General features: G+C 60.0%; 22 protein-coding genes and 1 riboswitch. Of the genes, 10 read left to right on the top strand and 12 right to left on the bottom strand.

Translation table 11 applies throughout. The annotated features are described in order from the left end of the window. Nucleotides 1–4: 4 nt before the first annotated feature. The 12 genes from ACL2XJ_RS22215 to pduA (ACL2XJ_RS22160) form a co-directional block, all read right to left on the bottom strand. Nucleotides 5–277, bottom strand: coding sequence for a EutN/CcmL family microcompartment protein (locus tag ACL2XJ_RS22215; protein ID WP_132921493.1), 273 nt, complete (start codon nucleotides 275–277; stop codon nucleotides 5–7). Between the two features lie 2 nt (nucleotides 278–279). Next, complete coding sequence (gene pduM / locus ACL2XJ_RS22210) at nucleotides 280–828, bottom strand: PduM family microcompartment protein (RefSeq protein WP_132921494.1); 549 nt, start codon at nucleotides 826–828, stop codon at nucleotides 280–282. Between the two features lie 2 nt (nucleotides 829–830). Continuing rightward, the gene (locus ACL2XJ_RS22205) at nucleotides 831–1,460 is read right to left on the bottom strand and encodes a phosphate propanoyltransferase (protein ID WP_413724518.1); all 630 of its coding nucleotides are present in this window, start codon (nucleotides 1,458–1,460) and stop codon (nucleotides 831–833) included. Continuing rightward, a complete protein-coding gene (locus ACL2XJ_RS22200; RefSeq protein ID WP_413724517.1) occupies nucleotides 1,460–1,942 on the bottom strand; it encodes a BMC domain-containing protein in 483 nt (160 codons plus the stop codon). The genes ACL2XJ_RS22205 and ACL2XJ_RS22200 overlap by 1 nt, the downstream gene beginning before the upstream one ends. Nucleotides 1,943–1,957: 15 nt before the next feature. Next, nucleotides 1,958–2,248, bottom strand: a complete 291-nt coding sequence (pduA, locus tag ACL2XJ_RS22195) for a propanediol utilization microcompartment protein PduA (RefSeq protein WP_132921497.1) — start codon at nucleotides 2,246–2,248, stop codon at nucleotides 1,958–1,960. 48 nt (nucleotides 2,249–2,296) lie between these two features. Further along, on the bottom strand, nucleotides 2,297–2,653 hold the full coding sequence (locus ACL2XJ_RS22190; protein WP_413724516.1) for a glycerol dehydratase reactivase beta/small subunit family protein: 357 nt from the start codon (nucleotides 2,651–2,653) through the stop codon (nucleotides 2,297–2,299). Continuing rightward, nucleotides 2,650–4,476: a diol dehydratase reactivase subunit alpha gene (locus tag ACL2XJ_RS22185; RefSeq protein WP_413724515.1), complete on the bottom strand. Its 1,827-nt coding sequence runs from the start codon at nucleotides 4,474–4,476 to the stop codon at nucleotides 2,650–2,652. The genes ACL2XJ_RS22190 and ACL2XJ_RS22185 overlap by 4 nt, the downstream gene beginning before the upstream one ends. Nucleotides 4,477–4,548: 72 nt before the next feature. Next, the gene (gene pduE / locus ACL2XJ_RS22180; protein ID WP_132921500.1) at nucleotides 4,549–5,067 is read right to left on the bottom strand and encodes a propanediol dehydratase small subunit PduE; all 519 of its coding nucleotides are present in this window, start codon (nucleotides 5,065–5,067) and stop codon (nucleotides 4,549–4,551) included. 64 nt (nucleotides 5,068–5,131) lie between these two features. Then, entirely contained in the window at nucleotides 5,132–5,875 is a 744-nt protein-coding gene (locus ACL2XJ_RS22175; protein ID WP_132921501.1) for a propanediol/glycerol family dehydratase medium subunit, read from the bottom strand. 12 nt (nucleotides 5,876–5,887) lie between these two features. Further along, nucleotides 5,888–7,552: a propanediol dehydratase large subunit PduC gene (gene pduC / locus ACL2XJ_RS22170; protein WP_413724514.1), complete on the bottom strand. Its 1,665-nt coding sequence runs from the start codon at nucleotides 7,550–7,552 to the stop codon at nucleotides 5,888–5,890. Nucleotides 7,553–7,570: 18 nt separating this feature from the next. Continuing rightward, entirely contained in the window at nucleotides 7,571–8,380 is an 810-nt protein-coding gene (gene pduB, locus ACL2XJ_RS22165) for a propanediol utilization microcompartment protein PduB (protein ID WP_132921503.1), read from the bottom strand. After that, on the bottom strand, nucleotides 8,377–8,661 hold the full coding sequence (gene pduA / locus ACL2XJ_RS22160) for a propanediol utilization microcompartment protein PduA (protein ID WP_132921504.1): 285 nt from the start codon (nucleotides 8,659–8,661) through the stop codon (nucleotides 8,377–8,379). The genes pduB and pduA (ACL2XJ_RS22160) overlap by 4 nt, the downstream gene beginning before the upstream one ends. 540 nt (nucleotides 8,662–9,201) lie before the next feature. Here pduA (ACL2XJ_RS22160) and pocR point away from each other — a divergent pair. The 10 genes from pocR (at nucleotide 9,202) to ACL2XJ_RS22110 (ending at nucleotide 18,629) form a co-directional block, all read left to right on the top strand. Beyond that, the gene (gene pocR, locus ACL2XJ_RS22155) at nucleotides 9,202–10,128 is read left to right on the top strand and encodes a transcriptional regulator PocR (protein WP_413724513.1); all 927 of its coding nucleotides are present in this window, start codon (nucleotides 9,202–9,204) and stop codon (nucleotides 10,126–10,128) included. A gap of 181 nt (nucleotides 10,129–10,309) precedes the next feature. Beyond that, a riboswitch (cobalamin riboswitch) is annotated at nucleotides 10,310–10,493 on the top strand. Between the two features lie 128 nt (nucleotides 10,494–10,621). Beyond that, complete coding sequence (locus tag ACL2XJ_RS22150; RefSeq protein ID WP_413726940.1) at nucleotides 10,622–11,986, top strand: cobyrinate a,c-diamide synthase; 1,365 nt, start codon at nucleotides 10,622–10,624, stop codon at nucleotides 11,984–11,986. An 85-nt stretch (nucleotides 11,987–12,071) separates the two neighbouring features. After that, entirely contained in the window at nucleotides 12,072–13,040 is a 969-nt protein-coding gene (cbiB, locus tag ACL2XJ_RS22145) for an adenosylcobinamide-phosphate synthase CbiB (protein WP_413726939.1), read from the top strand. A gap of 23 nt (nucleotides 13,041–13,063) precedes the next feature. Next, a complete protein-coding gene (locus ACL2XJ_RS22140; protein WP_413724512.1) occupies nucleotides 13,064–13,708 on the top strand; it encodes a cobalt-precorrin-8 methylmutase in 645 nt (214 codons plus the stop codon). Further along, nucleotides 13,708–14,829 (top strand): cobalt-precorrin-5B (C(1))-methyltransferase CbiD, encoded by a 1,122-nt coding sequence (gene cbiD / locus ACL2XJ_RS22135; protein WP_132921508.1) that lies wholly within the window; start codon nucleotides 13,708–13,710, stop codon nucleotides 14,827–14,829. Before ACL2XJ_RS22140 ends, cbiD begins: the two co-directional genes overlap by 1 nt. Next, nucleotides 14,826–15,506, top strand: coding sequence for a cobalt-precorrin-7 (C(5))-methyltransferase (locus tag ACL2XJ_RS22130; protein ID WP_413724511.1), 681 nt, complete (start codon nucleotides 14,826–14,828; stop codon nucleotides 15,504–15,506). The genes cbiD and ACL2XJ_RS22130 overlap by 4 nt, the downstream gene beginning before the upstream one ends. After that, the gene (locus ACL2XJ_RS22125) at nucleotides 15,496–16,068 is read left to right on the top strand and encodes a decarboxylating cobalt-precorrin-6B (C(15))-methyltransferase (protein WP_413724510.1); all 573 of its coding nucleotides are present in this window, start codon (nucleotides 15,496–15,498) and stop codon (nucleotides 16,066–16,068) included. Before ACL2XJ_RS22130 ends, ACL2XJ_RS22125 begins: the two co-directional genes overlap by 11 nt. Continuing rightward, nucleotides 16,065–16,838, top strand: a complete 774-nt coding sequence (locus ACL2XJ_RS22120) for a cobalt-precorrin-4 methyltransferase (protein WP_413724509.1) — start codon at nucleotides 16,065–16,067, stop codon at nucleotides 16,836–16,838. The genes ACL2XJ_RS22125 and ACL2XJ_RS22120 overlap by 4 nt, the downstream gene beginning before the upstream one ends. Beyond that, complete coding sequence (cbiG, locus tag ACL2XJ_RS22115) at nucleotides 16,819–17,892, top strand: cobalt-precorrin 5A hydrolase (RefSeq protein ID WP_413724508.1); 1,074 nt, start codon at nucleotides 16,819–16,821, stop codon at nucleotides 17,890–17,892. The genes ACL2XJ_RS22120 and cbiG overlap by 20 nt, the downstream gene beginning before the upstream one ends. Further along, nucleotides 17,892–18,629: a precorrin-3B C(17)-methyltransferase gene (locus ACL2XJ_RS22110; protein ID WP_132921513.1), complete on the top strand. Its 738-nt coding sequence runs from the start codon at nucleotides 17,892–17,894 to the stop codon at nucleotides 18,627–18,629. Before cbiG ends, ACL2XJ_RS22110 begins: the two co-directional genes overlap by 1 nt. The last annotated feature ends 15 nt before the right edge of the window (nucleotides 18,630–18,644 follow it).

Below are 18,644 nucleotides of genomic sequence, written 5' to 3'. Positions count from 1 at the left end.
CTCGTTAAGGAACAAAACTGTCGATGATGCCGACAATGGCCAAATCGATGGCCTGGTTCGGTTCGGCAAAAACCCACCGCGCCGAGGCGCCGCGCGCCACCAGCACGATCTCGCCTTCCCCGGCGCCGACGGAATCCACCGCCACTTCCTGTTGGTAGATGCCGGCGGGAGAGGAACCGTCTGCGTTGACCGGTTCGATCACCATCAATTTCTTGCCCAGCAGCGAAGGGGATTTCTGGGTCGAGACTACCGAGCCGATAACGCGTGCCAATTGCATGTTTACTCCTGCCTGTAAAGTTGTAGACCTCGTTTAGCTGCCTCGTCCCTGGCCAGCGCGGTAAGCAGCACGGCGCGGGCCAGCACCAGATAACCCGGCGACAGGGCTGCGATATCGGCGTAGCCGGCCACCCGGCGGGCCAGTAAATGCACCGCCATGCCGTCAGCGGTGCAATAACGCAGCGGCAGGCGCGCCAATCCGCTTACCGGCAGCCGGCCGAATTCTGCCGGATCGAGCTCCAGGGTTACGATTAAACCGCAACGCCAGGCCTGGCGCAGCACGTCCATGGCCGCGTCCTCTTCCGTGCCGGCGGCCAGCCGGCGCAAAAAAGCCGCTGTGGTGTGCGTGACGCGCAGACGGGCATGGCCCAGGGGGGCGTCATCCGACCACTCCCGCGCCAGCGACGCCAAGGTGAGCACCAGTTCGGCGTGCCGACGCAGCTGCAAACGGGCTATCACCCGCGCCACGCATTCCGCTATCCATTGCTCCCGCGCCGGCCCGGCATCCGTGCCCGGCGTAGCATCCTGCCGCTGCATCAGTTCGGCGGCCATGCTCAGCGCCCCACCAGCACCGCCGATGCGCCGGCGGCACCGGCATCCGCCGCGTTCGCCTCGTCGGTGTCGATATGCATTTCCAAGCGCATATGCTCGCCCACCCGAATCGCCACATCGTCGAATATCAGCCCGCGGCCGGTTCCACGCAGCGCAACCCGCACCTGATCACCTTGTTTGACGCCGAACAGCAGCGCATCCAGGGGCGACATATGGATATGCCGTTGCGCCACGATGACGCCATGGGGCAATGCCATTTCGCCGCTGGCGCTCACCAGCCGGATGCCGGGGGTATCCTGTAAGTCGCCGGACAACCGCAGCGGAGCATCAAGGCCCAGCAAACGGGCATCGGTGCGGGAAATTTCCACCTGCGACCTGCCGCGCAGCGGGCCGAGAATACGCACATTTTTTAGCTGGCCTTTGGGGCCCACCAGGTCAACCACCTGTTCGGAGGCGAACTGGCCCGGCTGATACAAATCCTTTTTAAAAATCAGGGGCCGGCCTGGAAATAAATGCTCGTAATCCTCAAGGGATAAATGCAAATGCCGGTTCGAGATGCCCAGCGGTATGGGCCGCCGTTGCATATCGAGCAGTACGTTTTCCACCAGAGACCGCAGTTCCAGGGTTTCCATCACAGGTCGCCTCTTTGCGCATGGTGAAGCGCATAGTGAAGACATGCCCCGCGGGGTTCGCCTTTACGCCGCGTACACGCCGGGTCATGACATAGATTACAGCCGGCCGCCGGCGCGGGAACGGCCGCCGACTCGCTGTGGGCCGGCGCCGGCCCTGGCGGCGACGGTTCGGTATCGACGGTCTCCTGTTCCGAAACCGCGGATGCGCCCTTGGGCGCTATCCAGCTCGCCAGCGCGGCGGCGGGGCGGGCAATCACCCGGTCCGCCACCCAGCCGTGCTCAAGGCGGGCCAGCGCCGCGCCGTCCGTAATGGCCGCCTTGACCGAGGCCACGTCGCCGGTCACGCTCACCAGCATCCAGCCGGAGCCGTTGGTTCTCTCGATGCCGGTTATCTTGACGTCGGCCGCTTTGACCATGCGGTCCGCCGCCTTGACCGCCAGCGCCAGGCCGGCGACTTCAAGTAAACCCAGGGAGGTTTTCATACCGCCGCCTCCGGCTTATTCACCCGATACCGGAGCGGATTTCGGCAGGAAACCCTCCACGTCCGAATGGGGCCGGGGAATAACGTGGGTGGAAATAACGTTGCCCACGCCCTCCGCCGCCGCCGCGCCCGCATCCACCGCCGCCTTGACCGCGCCGACATCGCCGCGCACCATGACCGTGACCAGGCCCGATCCGATCTTCTCATAGCCCACCAGTTGAACATTGGCCGATTTGACCATGGCATCCGCCGCCACAATGGCGCCCACCAGACCTTTGGTTTCGATTAGTCCCAACGCGTTATTCATCACTTCTCTCCTGTTTAGGGCGACGCAAAAAAGGCGTGTTGCCCGGTATTATTTGAACGGTAGACCTTTTACCAGCCGCGCCGCATTGCAGCCCAGCCGGCGGATTTCCTCCGCCGGGCGGCTTGGATACCGCGTCAGCACAAACAGCGGCTGGTGGGCGGGCAAATGGGGATCGTGCACCGCGATATCTTCCGTGCCCACTGCGATGCCCACCGACAGCGGTGAAACCGATGCGGCCAGATGGGCCCGATCCGCAATCGGCATAGCCTGCTGGTCCATGTCGTTGATGACGAAAGGAATACCTTCTTCCTCTATGCCCAGCAGTAGTTGCCGCCACCCCGGCCGTTTTGCCGCCGTATCGGCCAGCAGCAAAATGGCCGGCCGGGTCATTTCAGTCAGGCTCATGACGCGCCTTCCCGGTTCCAGGACAGTACCAAACCGGTGGCGACGGCATTGCGCGGTCCTTCCGTGCCGCGAACATTGCCGCGACCCGCCACCAGGGCGTAGCGGGCCAGGGCATCGGTTATCAGCTGCGGGATCTCGAAATCCAGCGACGACCCGCCCACCAGCACCACAAAGGGAATATCGCGGATATTACCGGTGGGGCTGACCTGGGCCAGCGCCCGCAGGGCATTGGTGACAAACACCCGCTCCTTGGCGGCGCGGCGCACCAGCCGGACCTTTTCCAGCGCCATATCGCCGGGCAGGGGCACCAACCCGTCCTCCTTGACCACCACCACCCGGGCGAACACCGCCGGGGGCAGGGCGGTATCGAAGAACTGCACGCTGCCGTCCTCATGGCGGATATGAAACAGGCTCTCCACTTTGGCCAGGGGGTATTTTTTGATGTCCTCCGCCAGTTGGCGCTGTTCCAGCCCCAGCTCCGAATCGATTAGCAGCGTTACCATGTCTCCGGCCCCCGCCAGATGGGTAGCGACGATGCGGCGGTCGCCATTGATAATCGAGGCATCGGTAGAGCCGGCGCCTAAATCAAGAATAGCCAGGGGCGGCCGGGTGCCCGGGGTGGTCAGCGCGCCGAGGATGGCCGCTTCCGCCTCCGCGCCGCCGAGGGCGACGCGTACTCCGGTTTGGCTTTGCAGCGCACGGGCGATATCTTCCATTTGCAGGCGATCCGATTTCACCATCGCGGCGATGCCCACCGCCTGTTCCATAAAAAACTCCCCCGCCAGACCGCCCTTGACGTTCACCGGCACAAAGGTATCCACCGCCAGCAGGTCCTGGATAGCTATCGCCGCCGGCTCTTTATTGGTCAGTTCCGCCATGGTCTGGCGCACCTGCTCCAGCATGCCGCCGATATGGGTGCCGGATTCGCCGCCGGCATTGTCGAGCCTGCCGAGGGCGGACACCGCGCTCATTATTTTTTCCGCCCCCTGGTGAACGTCGATGCGGATTATGCGGTTACCGGCATACAGCTCCAGGTGCCCGGCCGGAATGGTGCGCGCCTTGACATCGCCCTTGGGGGTTTTCACCACCACCGCCGAGCGGGTACCGATTAACGAGCGGGCCACCGGTACGATGGCGCGGGTTTCGTCGGCGGTGAGATTAAAGACGGTAGCGATGCCATAAGGATTGGAAAGCTGGGTAATCACCTTGCCCTGGGCCGCCACTTCCACCGCCGCCGGCATGCCCAGCGGGACCCTGTCGATATGCAGCACTTCGTCCACGATGGGCAGGGGTTTATCCAGCCGGTTGCTCACCAGTACGCCGTCATCCCGTTGCAGTATCGCCGCGGTAATCCGGAAACCGGCCTTTACCGCCGCGTTGATCATGGCGGCGATATCGGCGAAATCCAGCTCGGCCGGTGCGACAACGATATAGGGCTGGTCCGGGGTACGGGACAGCAGTTCGCCGAAGCCAATGGTAATGCCGGCGCCGAGGCCCAGCCCGCCGGGGGTTTTCGGGTTATGGCCGATCATGGTGGATTCGGTTATCACGGTTTCGGTGATGGTTTCCATCGCCACATCGCCGATTACCGGCGTCGCTTCGTTCAGCCTGATGGTGCTCACATCCCCCAGGGCTATGCCGGCCTGCGCCACCACGCTGTTCAGCGCTTGCAAAATGCCCGACAGGTTGCGTTTGGTGCCTTTGATCCCGGTGGTCTGGGTCAATGAACTGGCGATAAAGCGCGGCTCCCCGCCGGGGGAGACTTCAGCCAGCGCCGCCTCGGTGGACGAGTTGCCGATATCCACACCTACGATATAAACCATGAGTCGCTCCGCCCGCCGGTCATCCTGTCGTTAAAAATCTGTAGTTGGAGATCTGTAGTGGGTGATCTGTGGTTAATCGTCGCCTTTCAGCTTTTTGCGCTGGACATAAAGTTCGGCGGCTTCACGCACGAAACCGGCGCAGATGGCGGCGTTATAGCGGCTCTCCAGCTCATCGGCGATAGCCAGCAGTTCTTCTTTACTGGAACGGAAAGGGCGCAAAGCATTGTAGATTTCCAGCACCAGCTCATCCGGCACCGCGGTAAGCTCGGCGGCGCGTTCAAAGTTCATTGCCAGCAAACCACGGCCGGCGGCGCGGGCGATATCCGCCTGGATGCGGAGTATTTCCGGCGTAATGCGCACGTCCTGGGCCGTGACCTTCCCGCTCAGCACGCCTTCAAGGGTCAAATCGTCCAGGGTTTTGCCGCTGGCGGTTTTTACCCACTCCGGATGTTTATTCGCCAGCGGATAGTCCGCCACGCCGGCGCGAACGCGGCCCGCCGTGGTGGGGACCGCCGCCTCGGGCGCCGTATCCTGGCTGTTCATGCGCGCCAGCACGTCGCGCACCAGGGTTTCAATTGCTTGTGCATTCATCGTCGTTACCTTTATTCGCTCCCGCCGGGAGCGGTCCACGTTGAGACAGGTGACATGGCGGCGTTCAGAGCGCGACGCGCAGTTCCTGCGGCTGTTTACCCGTCACTACATATTTGGTTTCTTTGATATGCAGCACCGCCGACTTGGCCTGGTATTTGGGTCGGGCCATCTGATCGTTGAGGGTCGGCACCGGATCAGGCGATTCGCCTTTGGCATAGCGGGCGGCGTTTTTACCGATCAGGCGATAGGTTTCCAGCGTCAGCAGCGGCGCCTGGGGAAACAGCTCCAGATTCGACAGCGGCGGCAGGCCGCGCTGATGGATAACCGTGGTGCCTTTGGACTGAATGCCCACCGAGATACCGGAGCCGCTGAGCCGATTGCCTTCCACCGCCACAAAGGCCACGTCGGAGGATTTAAAACAGCGGATGATCCGGGCGCGGATCCCTTCTTCCTCAATGCCGGCAATCAGCTCCCGCAGAATCCGCTGGTGCGGCACGCCGGTGATATTGGTGGTTTGCGACAGGCCGAACGCCGGTCCGACGGCGATGACCACTTCATCCTTGCGGGCGCCGGGTTTGGCGTCGCCGATGACGGTTAAAAAGCCGTTGGGCTGTTTATCGCCGGGAATGTTGTCGCCGGGAATGCCGTTAGCGGAGATACCGTTGCCTGCGGCGCCTCTGGAGGCGCCGGCAGCAGGGCCGTTTCCGGCGGCGGGCGAGGGCGCAAAGGAGATAGGGTTGTCCCCGGTCTGCATCTGGTTTAATACGTCGCCGATGATCTGCCGCAACAGCGTTTCGTTAATTTCCATTATGGCCGCCTTTTAGCCCAATTCGTTGGGATCGAGCGCATTGGGAATGTTTTTGATCTCTTCCCACCGCGCGCCTTCCAAACGGTATCCGGTGGCCGGACCCGCATAATCGTTGATATCGTTCACCGCCGACCGCACCTGGCCCTTGCCGATGATGATGGCCGAAGTGTGTAAATAGTCGCCGGCGATCTTGGCCTTTTGCATATCCAGCACGCTTTGCGCCACATCGGGGAAACCGTTCTCCGCCAGGGCTTTCACCACTTCCAGGCTGGTGCGGTTCTTTTCGATGATTTCCTGGGCGAACTTGATGTCTTCCACCTTATTGCGCGGCGGCATATCTTTTGAGCCGTGGGCATAGGTGGCGGCGGTGACTTCCTCATCGGTAATGGGCGGCAGGCCCATACCGGCAAATACCGCCTGCAGCGCCCGCGCCGCTTTATTGCGGATGGCCACCGTCTCGTCTTCCCGCACCGGCCGCAGGCCGCCGTCCACCTTCAAGTCCCGCTGGAGGATGTTGTAGTCATCGAAATCCTCCGCGTCTTCATTGGAACCGGCGAACATATTGTCGTAGTTCGGCACGGCGGAATAACCGGAGGAGATAAAGTCGGTTCCCGGCAGGAACTGCATCAGCAGACGGGCGGTACGGCGCAGGTCGGAATGGGTAAAGGTCTGGTCGTTGCTGGACGCGCATTCCAAATCAAGAGAAGAACAAATCAGGTTCTCCGCCAACACCGCCCTTATGCCGGAGGGCACCGCGGACGGAATACCGATACAGCTGACCGAACCGTTTTGCAGCCCCTGCACGCCGGCGGCGCGGGTGATGAAAATACAGCGCGCCTCCAGATACAGCATGGATTTGCCCTCGGCGTAGCCCATTTGCACTTCCGAGCCGGAGCCGGAGGTAAAGCGCATTTTCAAACCGCGGGAGGCATAAGAAGAGGCCAGGAAGCCTTTTGACCACGGCGTATCGTCGCCGTCGGTGAATACCGGTTCGGTACCGTAGACGGAAATGGTTTCCGCATAACAGGTATGGCCCAGCATGCCCAGCTTCAGTTCGGTGGCTTCTTCCAGCGAGCATTGCGTCAATACGCCGGGACGGCCCACTTGCGAGCCTACCAGCAGCGCGATGGCGTTAAACGGCGCGTAGCGCGCCACCGCCACGGTGGTTTCCTGTTCATCGAAACCGCGGAACGCGCCTTCAGCGGCATCAGCGGCGATTTGCACCGGGTTATCCTGAATATTGGTCACGTGGGCTTGTTGCGACGGAGTACGGCGAGCGCGCATTTTCTGCATCGACATCATCATTTCCACCACGTTCATTTGCGACATCACTTCGACGATTTTTGCCGGCGTCATGGCGGTGGTGAGCGGAATGATATCCCCACGCGATATATTCGGGTCGCACAGCATCTTGGCCAGTTTCACCGAGTCCATCGCCATGACTTCTTCGGCGCGGGGCAGGTTGATGCCGTAGTTGGCGATAAAATGATCAATCAGATCAAACTGCTCGCGAGGCTTACCGTCCAGTTCGGTGATTTTGCCGTTGACTATCTTGATGGACGGCTTGGGATCGTTGGGGCTTTCCATGGCTATAAAGCCTTCTTCCACCCACTCTTTGACGAATCCGTCCTGGTTAACCGGCCGTTTCGCCAATGCTTCAAATCGCTTGGATTTCATGCCATCCCCCCTAAGGAATCAGATATAAGACGGGCGATCGTTTTGCGGCGCGGCGCCCAGCGTACCGAGCAGCGTTTTGCCGATTTCACGGGCGGAGATCACCGCCTGACGGACCGCGCCGGAATCGCCGGATACCACCAGAATGACTTCGTTGCTAAAACTGGTGCCCTTGGCGGGGGAACTGTAGGCCACCACATCCACATTGGCGGATTTCACCGCCGTATCGGCCATCACCACGCCGATGGCGGCGGGCGCGCCGACAATCACGCCGCAGGCTTTGCCCAGGGGCGCGCCGAAGGCCTTTTCCAGCGCATAGCTGGCGCGGGCGCTGTATTGCAGTTCGATATGGCCGGCGTCATTGGCGTAAACGTCGCCAAACGTCCGATCCAGCTCCTTAAGCGCCACTTCCACCGCCCGCTTGACATCGGAGACATCTTCACCGCCAAAGATAATCAAAGAGCCGTGGCCGGCGCCGCCTTTGGTATCGCGCGCCAGCTCAATGCTGACCACTTCGGTGTTGGTGGCTTTCACTGCCTCATCCGCCGCCATGATCTGCGGACCGGCGCCGGTACGTGCGCCAAGAATGCCGATGGAGCGGTAATGTTTTTCCTGCTTCATCGCCGACAGCACCTCGCTGTCGACATTGGCAATCACCAGGCCAATGGTATCGCCGATGGCCGTACCCACAAATTCAGTCAGGTTACAGGTTTTCTCCGACATATCCGGACCTTTATCCAAGGGTGTGTGAGAAGGAGACGCCGTGGCGCCTTCACCGATTTTTTCCATCACCTTAGCCAAAATCTCCTCAATGGCTTTATCGGTGTTCATTCACGTATTCCTTTCGGCAAAAACTTCTCCACATCCCCGTGGGGGCGCGGAATAACATGGGTCGCCACCACTTCGCCGACGTTGGCCGCGGCCATGGCGCCGGCGTCGGTGGCGGCTTTCACCGCCCCTACGTCGCCGCGTACAATCACCGTAACCAGACCGGAGCCGATTTTTTCATAACCGACCAACACGACATTGGCCGACTTCACCATCGTATCGGCCGCTTCGATGGCGGCGGTGAGACCTTTGGTTTCAACCATACCCAGGGCTTCTTGTTGCATTTTGTTACCTCGACCAATCGTTGATATGCGTTGGGTGTCCGGCTGGAAATATACCCAAACGCCGTGAAAATTAATGGCCGTCCTGCATTGTAAATAGCGAAAATGATTGGCGCGGCTATAGCAAAAATTAGGTTTGATTATTTAATAAAGCGAGCTGTGACCGGTCAGGGGGGAATGAACAGCCATAGCAAATATCCGTAATTGAAGTTTCAGTATTCAATTAACCGACTTGAAAAGTAAGAAAAGTTATGATCTGAGCTGATAATGCTCATTCCACAGAAAATGAATAATAACGAAAAAGTGTTATCTGATTTAAAACGACAAACCCAGCATTGACGGTATCTGTAGTCCGATGGGCGCTTAAAATTGATTATGGTTTTACTATTTATTACCTGCGGCGTTCTCCCGGCGCGGCGGGAAACGGCGTTTAGCCTTATGTGCTATCGAACCCCCGTTTTGATAATTGTGTACCGGAGCACATTATCAAATGGGTAAAAAATGATTGAATCTAAGGTAGCTTTGAAGAAGAAAGGGGGGAATATGAATTCCGGTAGTTTCATGGATTCAGATTTGATAAATAAAATCGCGCAGGATTTCGCTAATGCCACCAATCTGGCGGTTGTGGTGGTGAATATTCACGGCGAGGAAGTCTCGGATTTATATCACTTCACCCCTTTTTGTCAATTAATGCGCCAGGATCCGGAGATGAGCCGGCGCTGCCGTATGAGCGACAGGTGCGGCGGACTGGAAGCGTCAAAATCCAATCAGCCCTGCATTTACCGCTGCCACGCCGGCCTGACCGACTTCTCCATTCCGCTGCTTATCAGCGGACATTTGGTTGGGTTTGTCTTATGCGGACAGGTCCGGGTGCATGACACCGTAACCCTGCCTTCGGTGCAGGACTGTACCAGCAGGGCTTGGCAAAAAGATTATCAATTAACTGAAAGCTATGAAAAAATTCCGGTGGTGGATTTCGATCGCCTCATCTCATCCGCCGATTTGCTGAAAATGATTGTGGATAACTACCTGAAACAGCAGTTGGAAGTGGTGGTATTCAAGGAGCACGGCGACGGGCCGCTAGAACGCCGGACGGCGGTTCCCAGCCAGCACGAGAGCAAGATGAAAAAAGCGTTGCGCTGCATCGACAATCATTACTTCGAGGATCTGCGGCTGGAAGACGTGGCGGCGATGGTCTACCTCAGTCCCTATTATTTCAGCAAACTGTTCAAGAAATACCAGGGGGTCGGCTTCAACGCTTATGTTAATCAATTGCGTATGCAAAGCGCCCGGCAGATGCTTGAACAAAGCGATTGGCCCATCGCCACTATTGCCCGCAATCTCGGATTTTCTCAGGCAAGCTACTTTTGCAAGTTATTTCGCCAAACCTACCGTATTACTCCTCAGGCCTATCGTGAACAGCGCTTTTCGCCGCCGGAAAATAAAGATATCGTTGCTTTATTTAATTAATTTTATCCCTTTAAATTGACGTAACAAAAAAATGTTATCGCCATCCGATAAATTCCAAATAAATCCGCCGCCGCGAACATTTTTTTTGATCCGAAAGGGGGTATATTCACCTTTGAATACTTTACATTAGTCATCAACGGCCGATTGCCCGGCTTCACCAGGGCCGCCGGCCGCTGTGGAAAAGTACATTTTGCATTCAGGTGAAACGTGCCGCAAGGCCGTTAGGGAAGGAGGTGAAAATCCTCCGCAGCCCCCGCTGCTGTGATGCCGACGACTCCGTGATAACCACTGATCTCAGCCGATTGGGAAGGTTCGGAGAAGGATGACGCCAAGCCAGAAAACCTGCCTGATTGCCTATAGCCTTTATAGGCTCGGTAACAACTCCTTCGGCGGGAAGCGGGTTGTCCCAACAATGCCGTCGGGACAGTGAGTCTCCCGCAGCCTTTGTTTGCGACAATCCCCAGCGGCGCCTCTGGGGAGTAACGGGATGAAGATGAAAGCGATACTCATCGGCGGCGCGCAAAGCGGGACAGGCAAGACCTTGCTCACCCTGGGACTGCTGCGCGCCCTGGCGCGGCGAGGTTTGCGGGTGCAGCCCTTCAAATGCGGGCCGGATTATATCGATACCGGCTGGCATCAGGCGGTAAGCGGTATTCCCTCGCACAATCTCGATGCCTATATGCTTGAATCGTCAACGCTGAACGGTCTGTTCAACCGTCATATGTCCGGTGCCGATATCGGTATCATTGAAGGCGTCATGGGTCTTTACGACGGGCTGGGCAGCGATGGGGATCGGTGCAGCAGCGCATCCCTGGCCAAGCAGCTGCGGGTGCCGGTGATACTGGTTATCGACGGCAAAGCGGTTTCCACCTCGGCGGCGGCAGTCGTCTTGGGGTTCAAGCAGTTTGACCCGGCGGTGAATATCGCCGGCGTCATTATCAATCGCGTTTCCTCGGAAAATCATTTCAACCTCATCAAAACCGCCATCCTGCGCTACTGCAATGTGCCGGTATTGGGTTACCTGCCGCCATTGCCTGACTGGAATTTACCCTCCCGCCATCTGGGGCTGATTCCGGCGCGGGAGTCCGAACGCGGGCAAACCCAATGGGAGCAGTTGGCTGACGGCGTTGAGCAACATATCGATCTGGATAGATTGCTGGCATTGGCCGAGTGCCGCCCCGATGGAGGCCGGCTGCCCGCGCTGCCGGGCCATGAGCGTTATTCCAGGCTGACCCTGGCCCTGGCGGACGACGAGGCGTTTAATTTTTATTATCCCGACAACCTGCGGATGCTGCAGGATATCGGCGTACGAATTATCCGTTTCAGTCCGCTGCACGATCGGGTATTGCCTCCCTGCCAAATGATCTACCTCGGCGGCGGTTTCCCGGAAATGTTCCCGACCCAGCTGGCGGATAATCGGCCCATGCGCCAGGCGCTGCTGCGCGCCGGACAGAACGGCGCCGCCATCTATGCCGAATGCGGCGGCCTGATGTATCTGGGGGCGGCGCTGATAGTACAGGACGGCACCAGCTATCCCATGGTGGGACTGCTGCAGGGCTTTAGCCGCATGACCCAGGGGCTTAAACGCTTCGGTTATTGTGAAGGCCGGTCGTTAAGCGACAATCTGCTGGCGGGCCGGGGTGAAACCCTGCGCGGGCACGAGTTCCACCACTCCGAATACATCACCGATGAAACGCCGCTGTTTCGCATGAGCAAAACCGCCGCCAACGGGGACGTCCACCAGTGGGCGGGCGGGTACGGCGGCGGCAACATTTTCGCCAGCTATCTCCACGTGCACTTCTACCAGCGGCCCGCCATGGTGAAACGCTGGCTTGATCTGGGATGCGCGCAATTATGACGACTGCTGCGATATTGCCTGTTCAACAGGCGGTCATATCCATGAGCGATGCCGGTATGCTTTTGGTGCGGGGAGACGCGGCATGTTGACGCTCAGCGCCTATATTGTCGGTTATTTTCTCGATCTGTGGCTGGGGGACCCTCCCCATTGGCCCCATCCGGTACGCTGGATGGGCAACGCCATCAGCGGAATGCAGCGGCTGATCCGCCGCTGTTGCCCCGGCGAATCCATGCTCTATGCGGGCGGCGGCATACTGTGGCTGACGGTGGTGGGGGGAACCTGGCTGATAGCGGACCTGGTGTTGCGATTACTGTCGTTCAATCCCTGGCTGCAGTGGCTGGCGGAGGCCTGGTTAACCTATACCCTGCTGGCCACCCGCTGTCTGCGCGATGCCGCCATGGCGGTGTATCACGCCCTGCGGGCGGATACCCTGGAAGAGAGCCGCCGGCAGCTCTCCTATATCGTCGGGCGCGATACGCAGCATTTATCCCGGCCGCAAATCATGCGGGCGGTGGTGGAAACCGTGGCGGAAAACAGCGTCGACGGCGTTATCGCGCCGCTGTTTTGGCTGTTTATCGGCGGCGTGCCGCTGGCCATGGCCTATAAGGCGGTAAATACCCTGGATTCCATGGTGGGTTACCGCACGCCGAAATACCGGGCCATCGGTTATGTCTCGGCAAAACTGGACGACCTGGCCAACTGGCTGCCGGCGCGGCTGGGCTGGATAGTACTGGCGCTGTCGGCGGGGGCGCTGCGCCTGGACGGGCGCCGGGCCTGGCGCATCGGCTGGCGCGACCGCTATCAGCATAAAAGTCCCAACTGCGCCTGGTCGGAAGCCACGGTGGCGGGGGCGCTGGGGGTGCGTTTGGGCGGACCCAACCGCTATTTCAATGAGTGGGTGGAAAAACCCTGGATCGGCGAGGAAACCCGTGAAATCGATCTGGAAGATATCACCGCCGCCATTCGCCTGATGTACCTGGCTTCCGCCATAACGCTGGTCTTGCTGTGCCTGCTGCGTATTGTCGCGGCACATTATCTGCAACCGAATCTGTGACAACGCCCGGAGCGATGAAAAGAATGCCTTATATCAAGCAACCGCAGCAAATCGAACAGACCAGTTTCGATATTATCCGGGACATTATTGCCCGCGAGCGGCCTGAATTTCATTTCTCCGACCCATGGCAAGAGAAGATCATCCTGCGCGCCATTCATACCAGCGCGGATTTCGACTGGCTGGATATCCTGCATTTTTCCGCCGATGCACCCGCTGGCATCGCCAGCGCCCTGGCGGCCGGATGTACGCTGTATACCGATACCACCATGGCGCTGTCTGGCATCAATAAGCATGAACTGACCCGCCTGGGCTGCCGGTTCCACTGTTTTATCGGCGACGAGCTGGTGGCGGCACAGGCGCGCCGGCAGGGCATCACCCGTTCCATGGCGGCGGTGGACCGGGCCGTCGGCGAACCGGGTAAAAGCCTGTTTGTGTTCGGCAACGCGCCGACGGCGCTGTTTCGTTTGCTGGAGCACCAGGCCGCGGGCACCGGCGCCCGGCCGGAAGCGGTGATCGGCGTGCCGGTGGGTTTTGTCGGCGCCGCCGAGTCCAAACAGGCGCTGGCGGAAAGCGGCCTCACCTGTATCGCCGCCCTGGGACGCAAAGGCGGCAGCAATATCGCCGCCGCCATCGTCAACGCCATTTTGTATCAGCTGCGGGAGGCCTGATGGACGAGGTGATTTGGCATAACGGCAAGGCCTATCGCAAGGGCTATACCACCGGTTCGTGCGCCACCGCCGCGGCGAAGGTGGCCGCGCTGATGCTGCTGCGCCAGCAAATCATCGACAACGTCTCCATCGTCACTCCGTCCGGCGCCACGCTGCACCTGAACGTGGAGCGGCCGCTGATAAGCCCGGCACAGGCCACCGCGGCCATTCGCAAGGACGGCGGCGATGATGTGGACGCCACCGACGGCATGCTGATTTTCGCCCGGGTCAGCCTGCGCGGCGACCCGGCCATCGTCATTGACGGCGGCGCCGGCGTCGGCCGAGTCACCCGCAACGGTATCGGGCTGGACATCGGCCAGGCCGCCATCAATAAAACTCCCCGGCAAACCATCGAGGCGGCGGTGCGCGAGGTGATAGGTCCCGGGCGCGGCGCCGACGTGGAAATTTTCGCCCCCGAAGGGGAAGAGCGGGCGCGAAAAACCTACAACGGCCGGCTGGGCATCCTGGGAGGGATTTCCATTATCGGCACCACCGGCATCGTCACGCCGATGTCCGAGGAGAGCTGGAAAAGTTCGCTGTCGCTGGAGCTGGGCATGAAGCGGGCCGAAGGGCGCGAACGGGTGATCCTGGTGCCGGGCAATCACGGCGAGCGTTTTGTGCGCGAGCAATTGGGACTGGATCCAGGTGACGTTGTCACCATGAGCAATTTTGTCGGTTATATGCTCAAAGAGACCGAGCGGCTGGGCTTCCGGCAGGTATTGATGGTGGGGCATTTCGGTAAGCTTATAAAAGTGGCGGCGGGAATTTTCCATACGCACAGCCATATCGCCGACGGGCGGATGGAAACCCTGGTAGCCTGGCTGGCCCTGTGCGACGCTCCCCATGAACTGATGCACCGGGTGGCGGCCTGCCTTACCACCGAGGAGGCGATGGCGCTGATAAACGATGCCGGCTGGCAGCGGGTCTATCCGGCCATTGCCCGGCGGGTGGCGGAGCGTATGACCGAGCTGCTGCGTTTCTCCCCCCGGCCGCCGCGCTGCGATGCGCTGCTGTTCTCTTTCGATCAGCAGGTGCTGGGCAGCAGCCGGCCGGTGGCGGAATTAACGGAGGCGTTTCGATGAACGATGCCCGCCTGAGCGTGGTGGGACTGGGGCCTGGGGATGTGGGTTATCTTACGCCCCGGGCCAGAGGGCTGATTGAACGCTGCGACGTGCTTATCGGCAGCCCGCGCCAGTTGGCCTGCTTCCCGGAAGTACGCCAGGAGAAACGGTTGCTGGACGCCTCCCTCCCGGCCCTGGCCGCCTGGCTGGCCGCCCACCGGGAGCAGCGGGTGGTGGTGCTGGCGTCCGGCGACCCGATGTTATACGGCATCGGCGATTACCTGAGCCGCCATGCGGACGGGCCGCTGCTGGTGGTGCCCGGCATCAGCGCGGTGCAATACCTGTTCTCGCGCCTGGGGCTGTCCATGAACGATATTTATCTTACCAGCAGCCACGGCCGCGAACCGGACTTCGATTTTATACTGCGGCACGGCAAAGTGGCCATGATGACCGACCGGCATATCGGACCCTATGAAATCGCCCGCCAGATCCTGTCGCGCGGCCTGCGCCGTACCCTGGCGGTGGGAGAAAATCTCTCCTATGCCGACGAGCGTATCCATATTCTGTCTCCCCAACGCGTGGCGCGGGAATATGACATGAATGTGGTGGCGATCCTCGATGAACACTACCTTACCGCCGGCCATGGCGCGTTGCGAAGCGGAGCGGACAAATGGACAGGTTTCCCTGATGAAAGATGAAGACTTTATTCGCGGCGCCGTGCCGATGACCAAACGCGAAGTGCGTCAGATAGCGCTGGAGCGGCTGGATCTGGCGCAAGCGCAGGTGATGGTGGACGTGGGGGCCGGCACCGGCAGCGTGGCCGTTGAAGCCGCCTGCCGCTACCCGGCGCTGAAGGTCGCGGCCATAGAGCGCAACGCCGAGGCCCTGGACCTGATCCGCCGCAATTGCGACAAATTCCGTCTTGGCCGGGTGCAGGTCGTCGAGGGCGTGGCGCCGCTGCCGTTGCCGCTTCCTTTTGCCGGACAGACCGACGCCGTTTTTGTCGGCGGCAGCGGCGGCAATCTTCAACAGATTATCCTCTGGGCCGGCGATCTGCTGGCGCCGGGGGGACGGCTGGTGATTAACCTCATCCTGCTGGAAAACCTCAATGAGGCGCTGAAAAGTTTAACCCTACGGGGTTTTAGCCGGCCCGATTGTATCCAAATCCAGGTATCGTCTCTGGCCCGTCTGGGTAACGGTCACTATTTCAAGCCGAACAATCCCGCTTTTATTCTTTCCTGTCAGAAGGAGAAGGTATGACAGAGTCATTTGATCGACGGTTGGTGTGGTTTGTCGGCGCCGGACCGGGGGACCGGGAGCTTATCACCCTTAAAGGGTACCGGCTGCTGTGCCGGGCGGATGTGGTTATCTATGCCGGTTCCCTGATCAACCCCGCTCTGCTGGAATACTGCAAACCGGAGGCGAAGTGTTATGACAGCGCCGGCATGACCCTGGAAGACATTATCCGGCGGATGCATAAAGGGATAGCCGAAGGGCGGCTGGTGGCGCGGCTGCAAACCGGCGATTTGTCGCTGTACGGCTCTATCCGCGAGCAGATTGAAGAACTGGCCAAACTGGGAATCGGTTTTAGCACCGTGCCCGGCGTCAGCGCGTTTCTCGGCGCGGCGGCGCAAATGGGGGTGGAATATACCGTGCCCGAAGTGTCCCAAAGCCTGATTATTACGCGCATGGAAGGGCGCACGCCGACGCCGCCGCTGGAATCCCTGGAGTCTTTTGCCGCCCATCGCACCTCCATGGCGATTTTTCTGTCGGTGCAGGCCATCGAACGGGTAGCGCGGCGGCTGATGGACGGGGGCTATCCCGCCGACACGCCGGCGGCGGTGATTTTCAAGGCCACCTGGCCGGAAGAGAAAACCGTGCGCGGGACCTTAAGCGATATCGCCGGCCTGGCCCGGGCGGCGGATATCGGCAAAACCGCGTTGATATTGGTCGGTGCCTTTATGGGCGACGAATACCATTATTCCAAACTTTATCATGCCGGATTCTCTCATGAATATCGTCAAGCCTGAGTCGGTCGCCCTGTTTTGCCTGACGCCGGGGGGAATACGGCTGGCCAAAAGATTGTCCGCCCGGCTGCCCATGACCTGTTTTACCAGCCAAAACCTGCTGGAGCCCGGTTTCGAACCGTTTCGCGGCACCCTGTCGCAAACCGTCGCCGAGATCTTCCACCAGTATTCGGCATTGATCTTCATTTGCGCCACCGGGCTGACAGTGCGGGTCATCGCGCCGGTTATCAAAGATAAATTCAGCGATCCGGCGGTGGTGGTGCTTGACGACCAGGGACACCATGCCATCAGCCTGCTGTCCGGCCATATGGGGGGCGCCAACGCGCTGACCCGCTATATCGCCGGTCTTATCGGCGCTGCGCCCGTCATTACCACCGCCACCGATGTTAATCAGCTGGCGGCGGTGGATATGCTGGCGCAGCAGCTGAACGCCACCATGACGGATTTTCGCGAGAACAGCAAAAAGCTCAATCAGCTGCTGGTGAGCGGCGGCAAGGTCGGCCTGTTTTGGGATAGAACCTCCCTGGCCGCCGTCAAGATGCACTGGCCCGAAGAGTATTGCGATACCCGCGGCCTGATTCTGGTGACCGATCTGGACGACTTGCCGGAGCTGGACGCATTGCTGTACGTCAGCCTGCGGGATACGGTGCCGGCGCTGCCGGTGCCGATATATAAACTGATCCCCCGCTGCGTGGTGGCCGGTATCGGCTGCCGACGGGATACCCCGCCGTCTACGGTGTCGCGCCTGCTCAATCAGCAGTTGGCCAGCCAGCATATCGATCCCCTGGCGCTATCCGCCATCGGCAGCGTGTCCATTAAACAGGATGAGCCGGCGCTGCGCCATCTCGCCAACCAATGCTGCGTACCCTTTGAAATCTACTCCATCGAGGTGCTCAAACCGGTGGCGGCGCGTTTCCCGGTCTCCGAATTCGTTCGCCGCATTACCGGTATCGGCAGCGTGTCCCAGCCCGTGGCCTGGTTGATGAGCAACGGTCGCCTGGTGGGCGACACGCTGCGCACCCAAGGCGTCACCATCACTTTAGGAGTAGCCTGCTGATGCTTTATGTTATCGGTATCGGTCCGGGCAACCAGGGCGCCATGACCCTGGAGGCCCTTGACGCCATTGCGGACGCCGACATCATTGTCGGCTATAAAACCTACACCCACCTGGTAAAACACCTCACCGGCGATAAGCAGGTGATAAAAACCGGCATGTGCAAAGAGATCGAACGGTGCCAGGCGGCGCTGGATTTGGCCGCCGCGGGCAATAAAGTGGCGTTGATCAGCAGCGGCGACGCCGGTATTTACGGTATGGCCGGGCTGATTCTCGAATTGACCACCCAGCAGCGGCTGGACGTGCAGATAAAACTGATACCCGGCGTCACCTCCAGCACCGCCGCCGCCTCGCTGCTGGGGGCGCCGCTGATGCATGATTATTGCCATATCAGCCTCAGCGATCTGATGACGCCCTGGCCGGTGATTGAAAAACGCATCCTGTGCGCCGCGCAGGCGGATTTCGTCATCTGTTTTTATAACCCCCGCAGCAATGGCCGAAAGGATCATCTGGCCAATGCCTTTGCGGCGCTGCGCCGCTACAAGCCCGCCGAGACGCCGGTGGGCGTGGTGCGCGCCGCCGGACGAAAAAAACAGGAAAAATGGACAACCACCCTCGGCGACATGGACTTTGAGCCGGTGGACATGACCTGCCTGGTGATTGTCGGCAACCGCTCCACCTATTGCCGGGACGGCCTGATGATTACCCCCCGCGGCTATCAATTTGAGCCGGCGGACTAAATGGGGTCGAGGGAA

It is taken from the genome of Sodalis sp. RH16, from assembly GCF_047324245.1.
Lineage (GTDB): Bacteria > Pseudomonadota > Gammaproteobacteria > Enterobacterales > Enterobacteriaceae > Acerihabitans > Acerihabitans ligni.
This window is presented reverse-complemented; position numbering and strand designations above follow the sequence as displayed.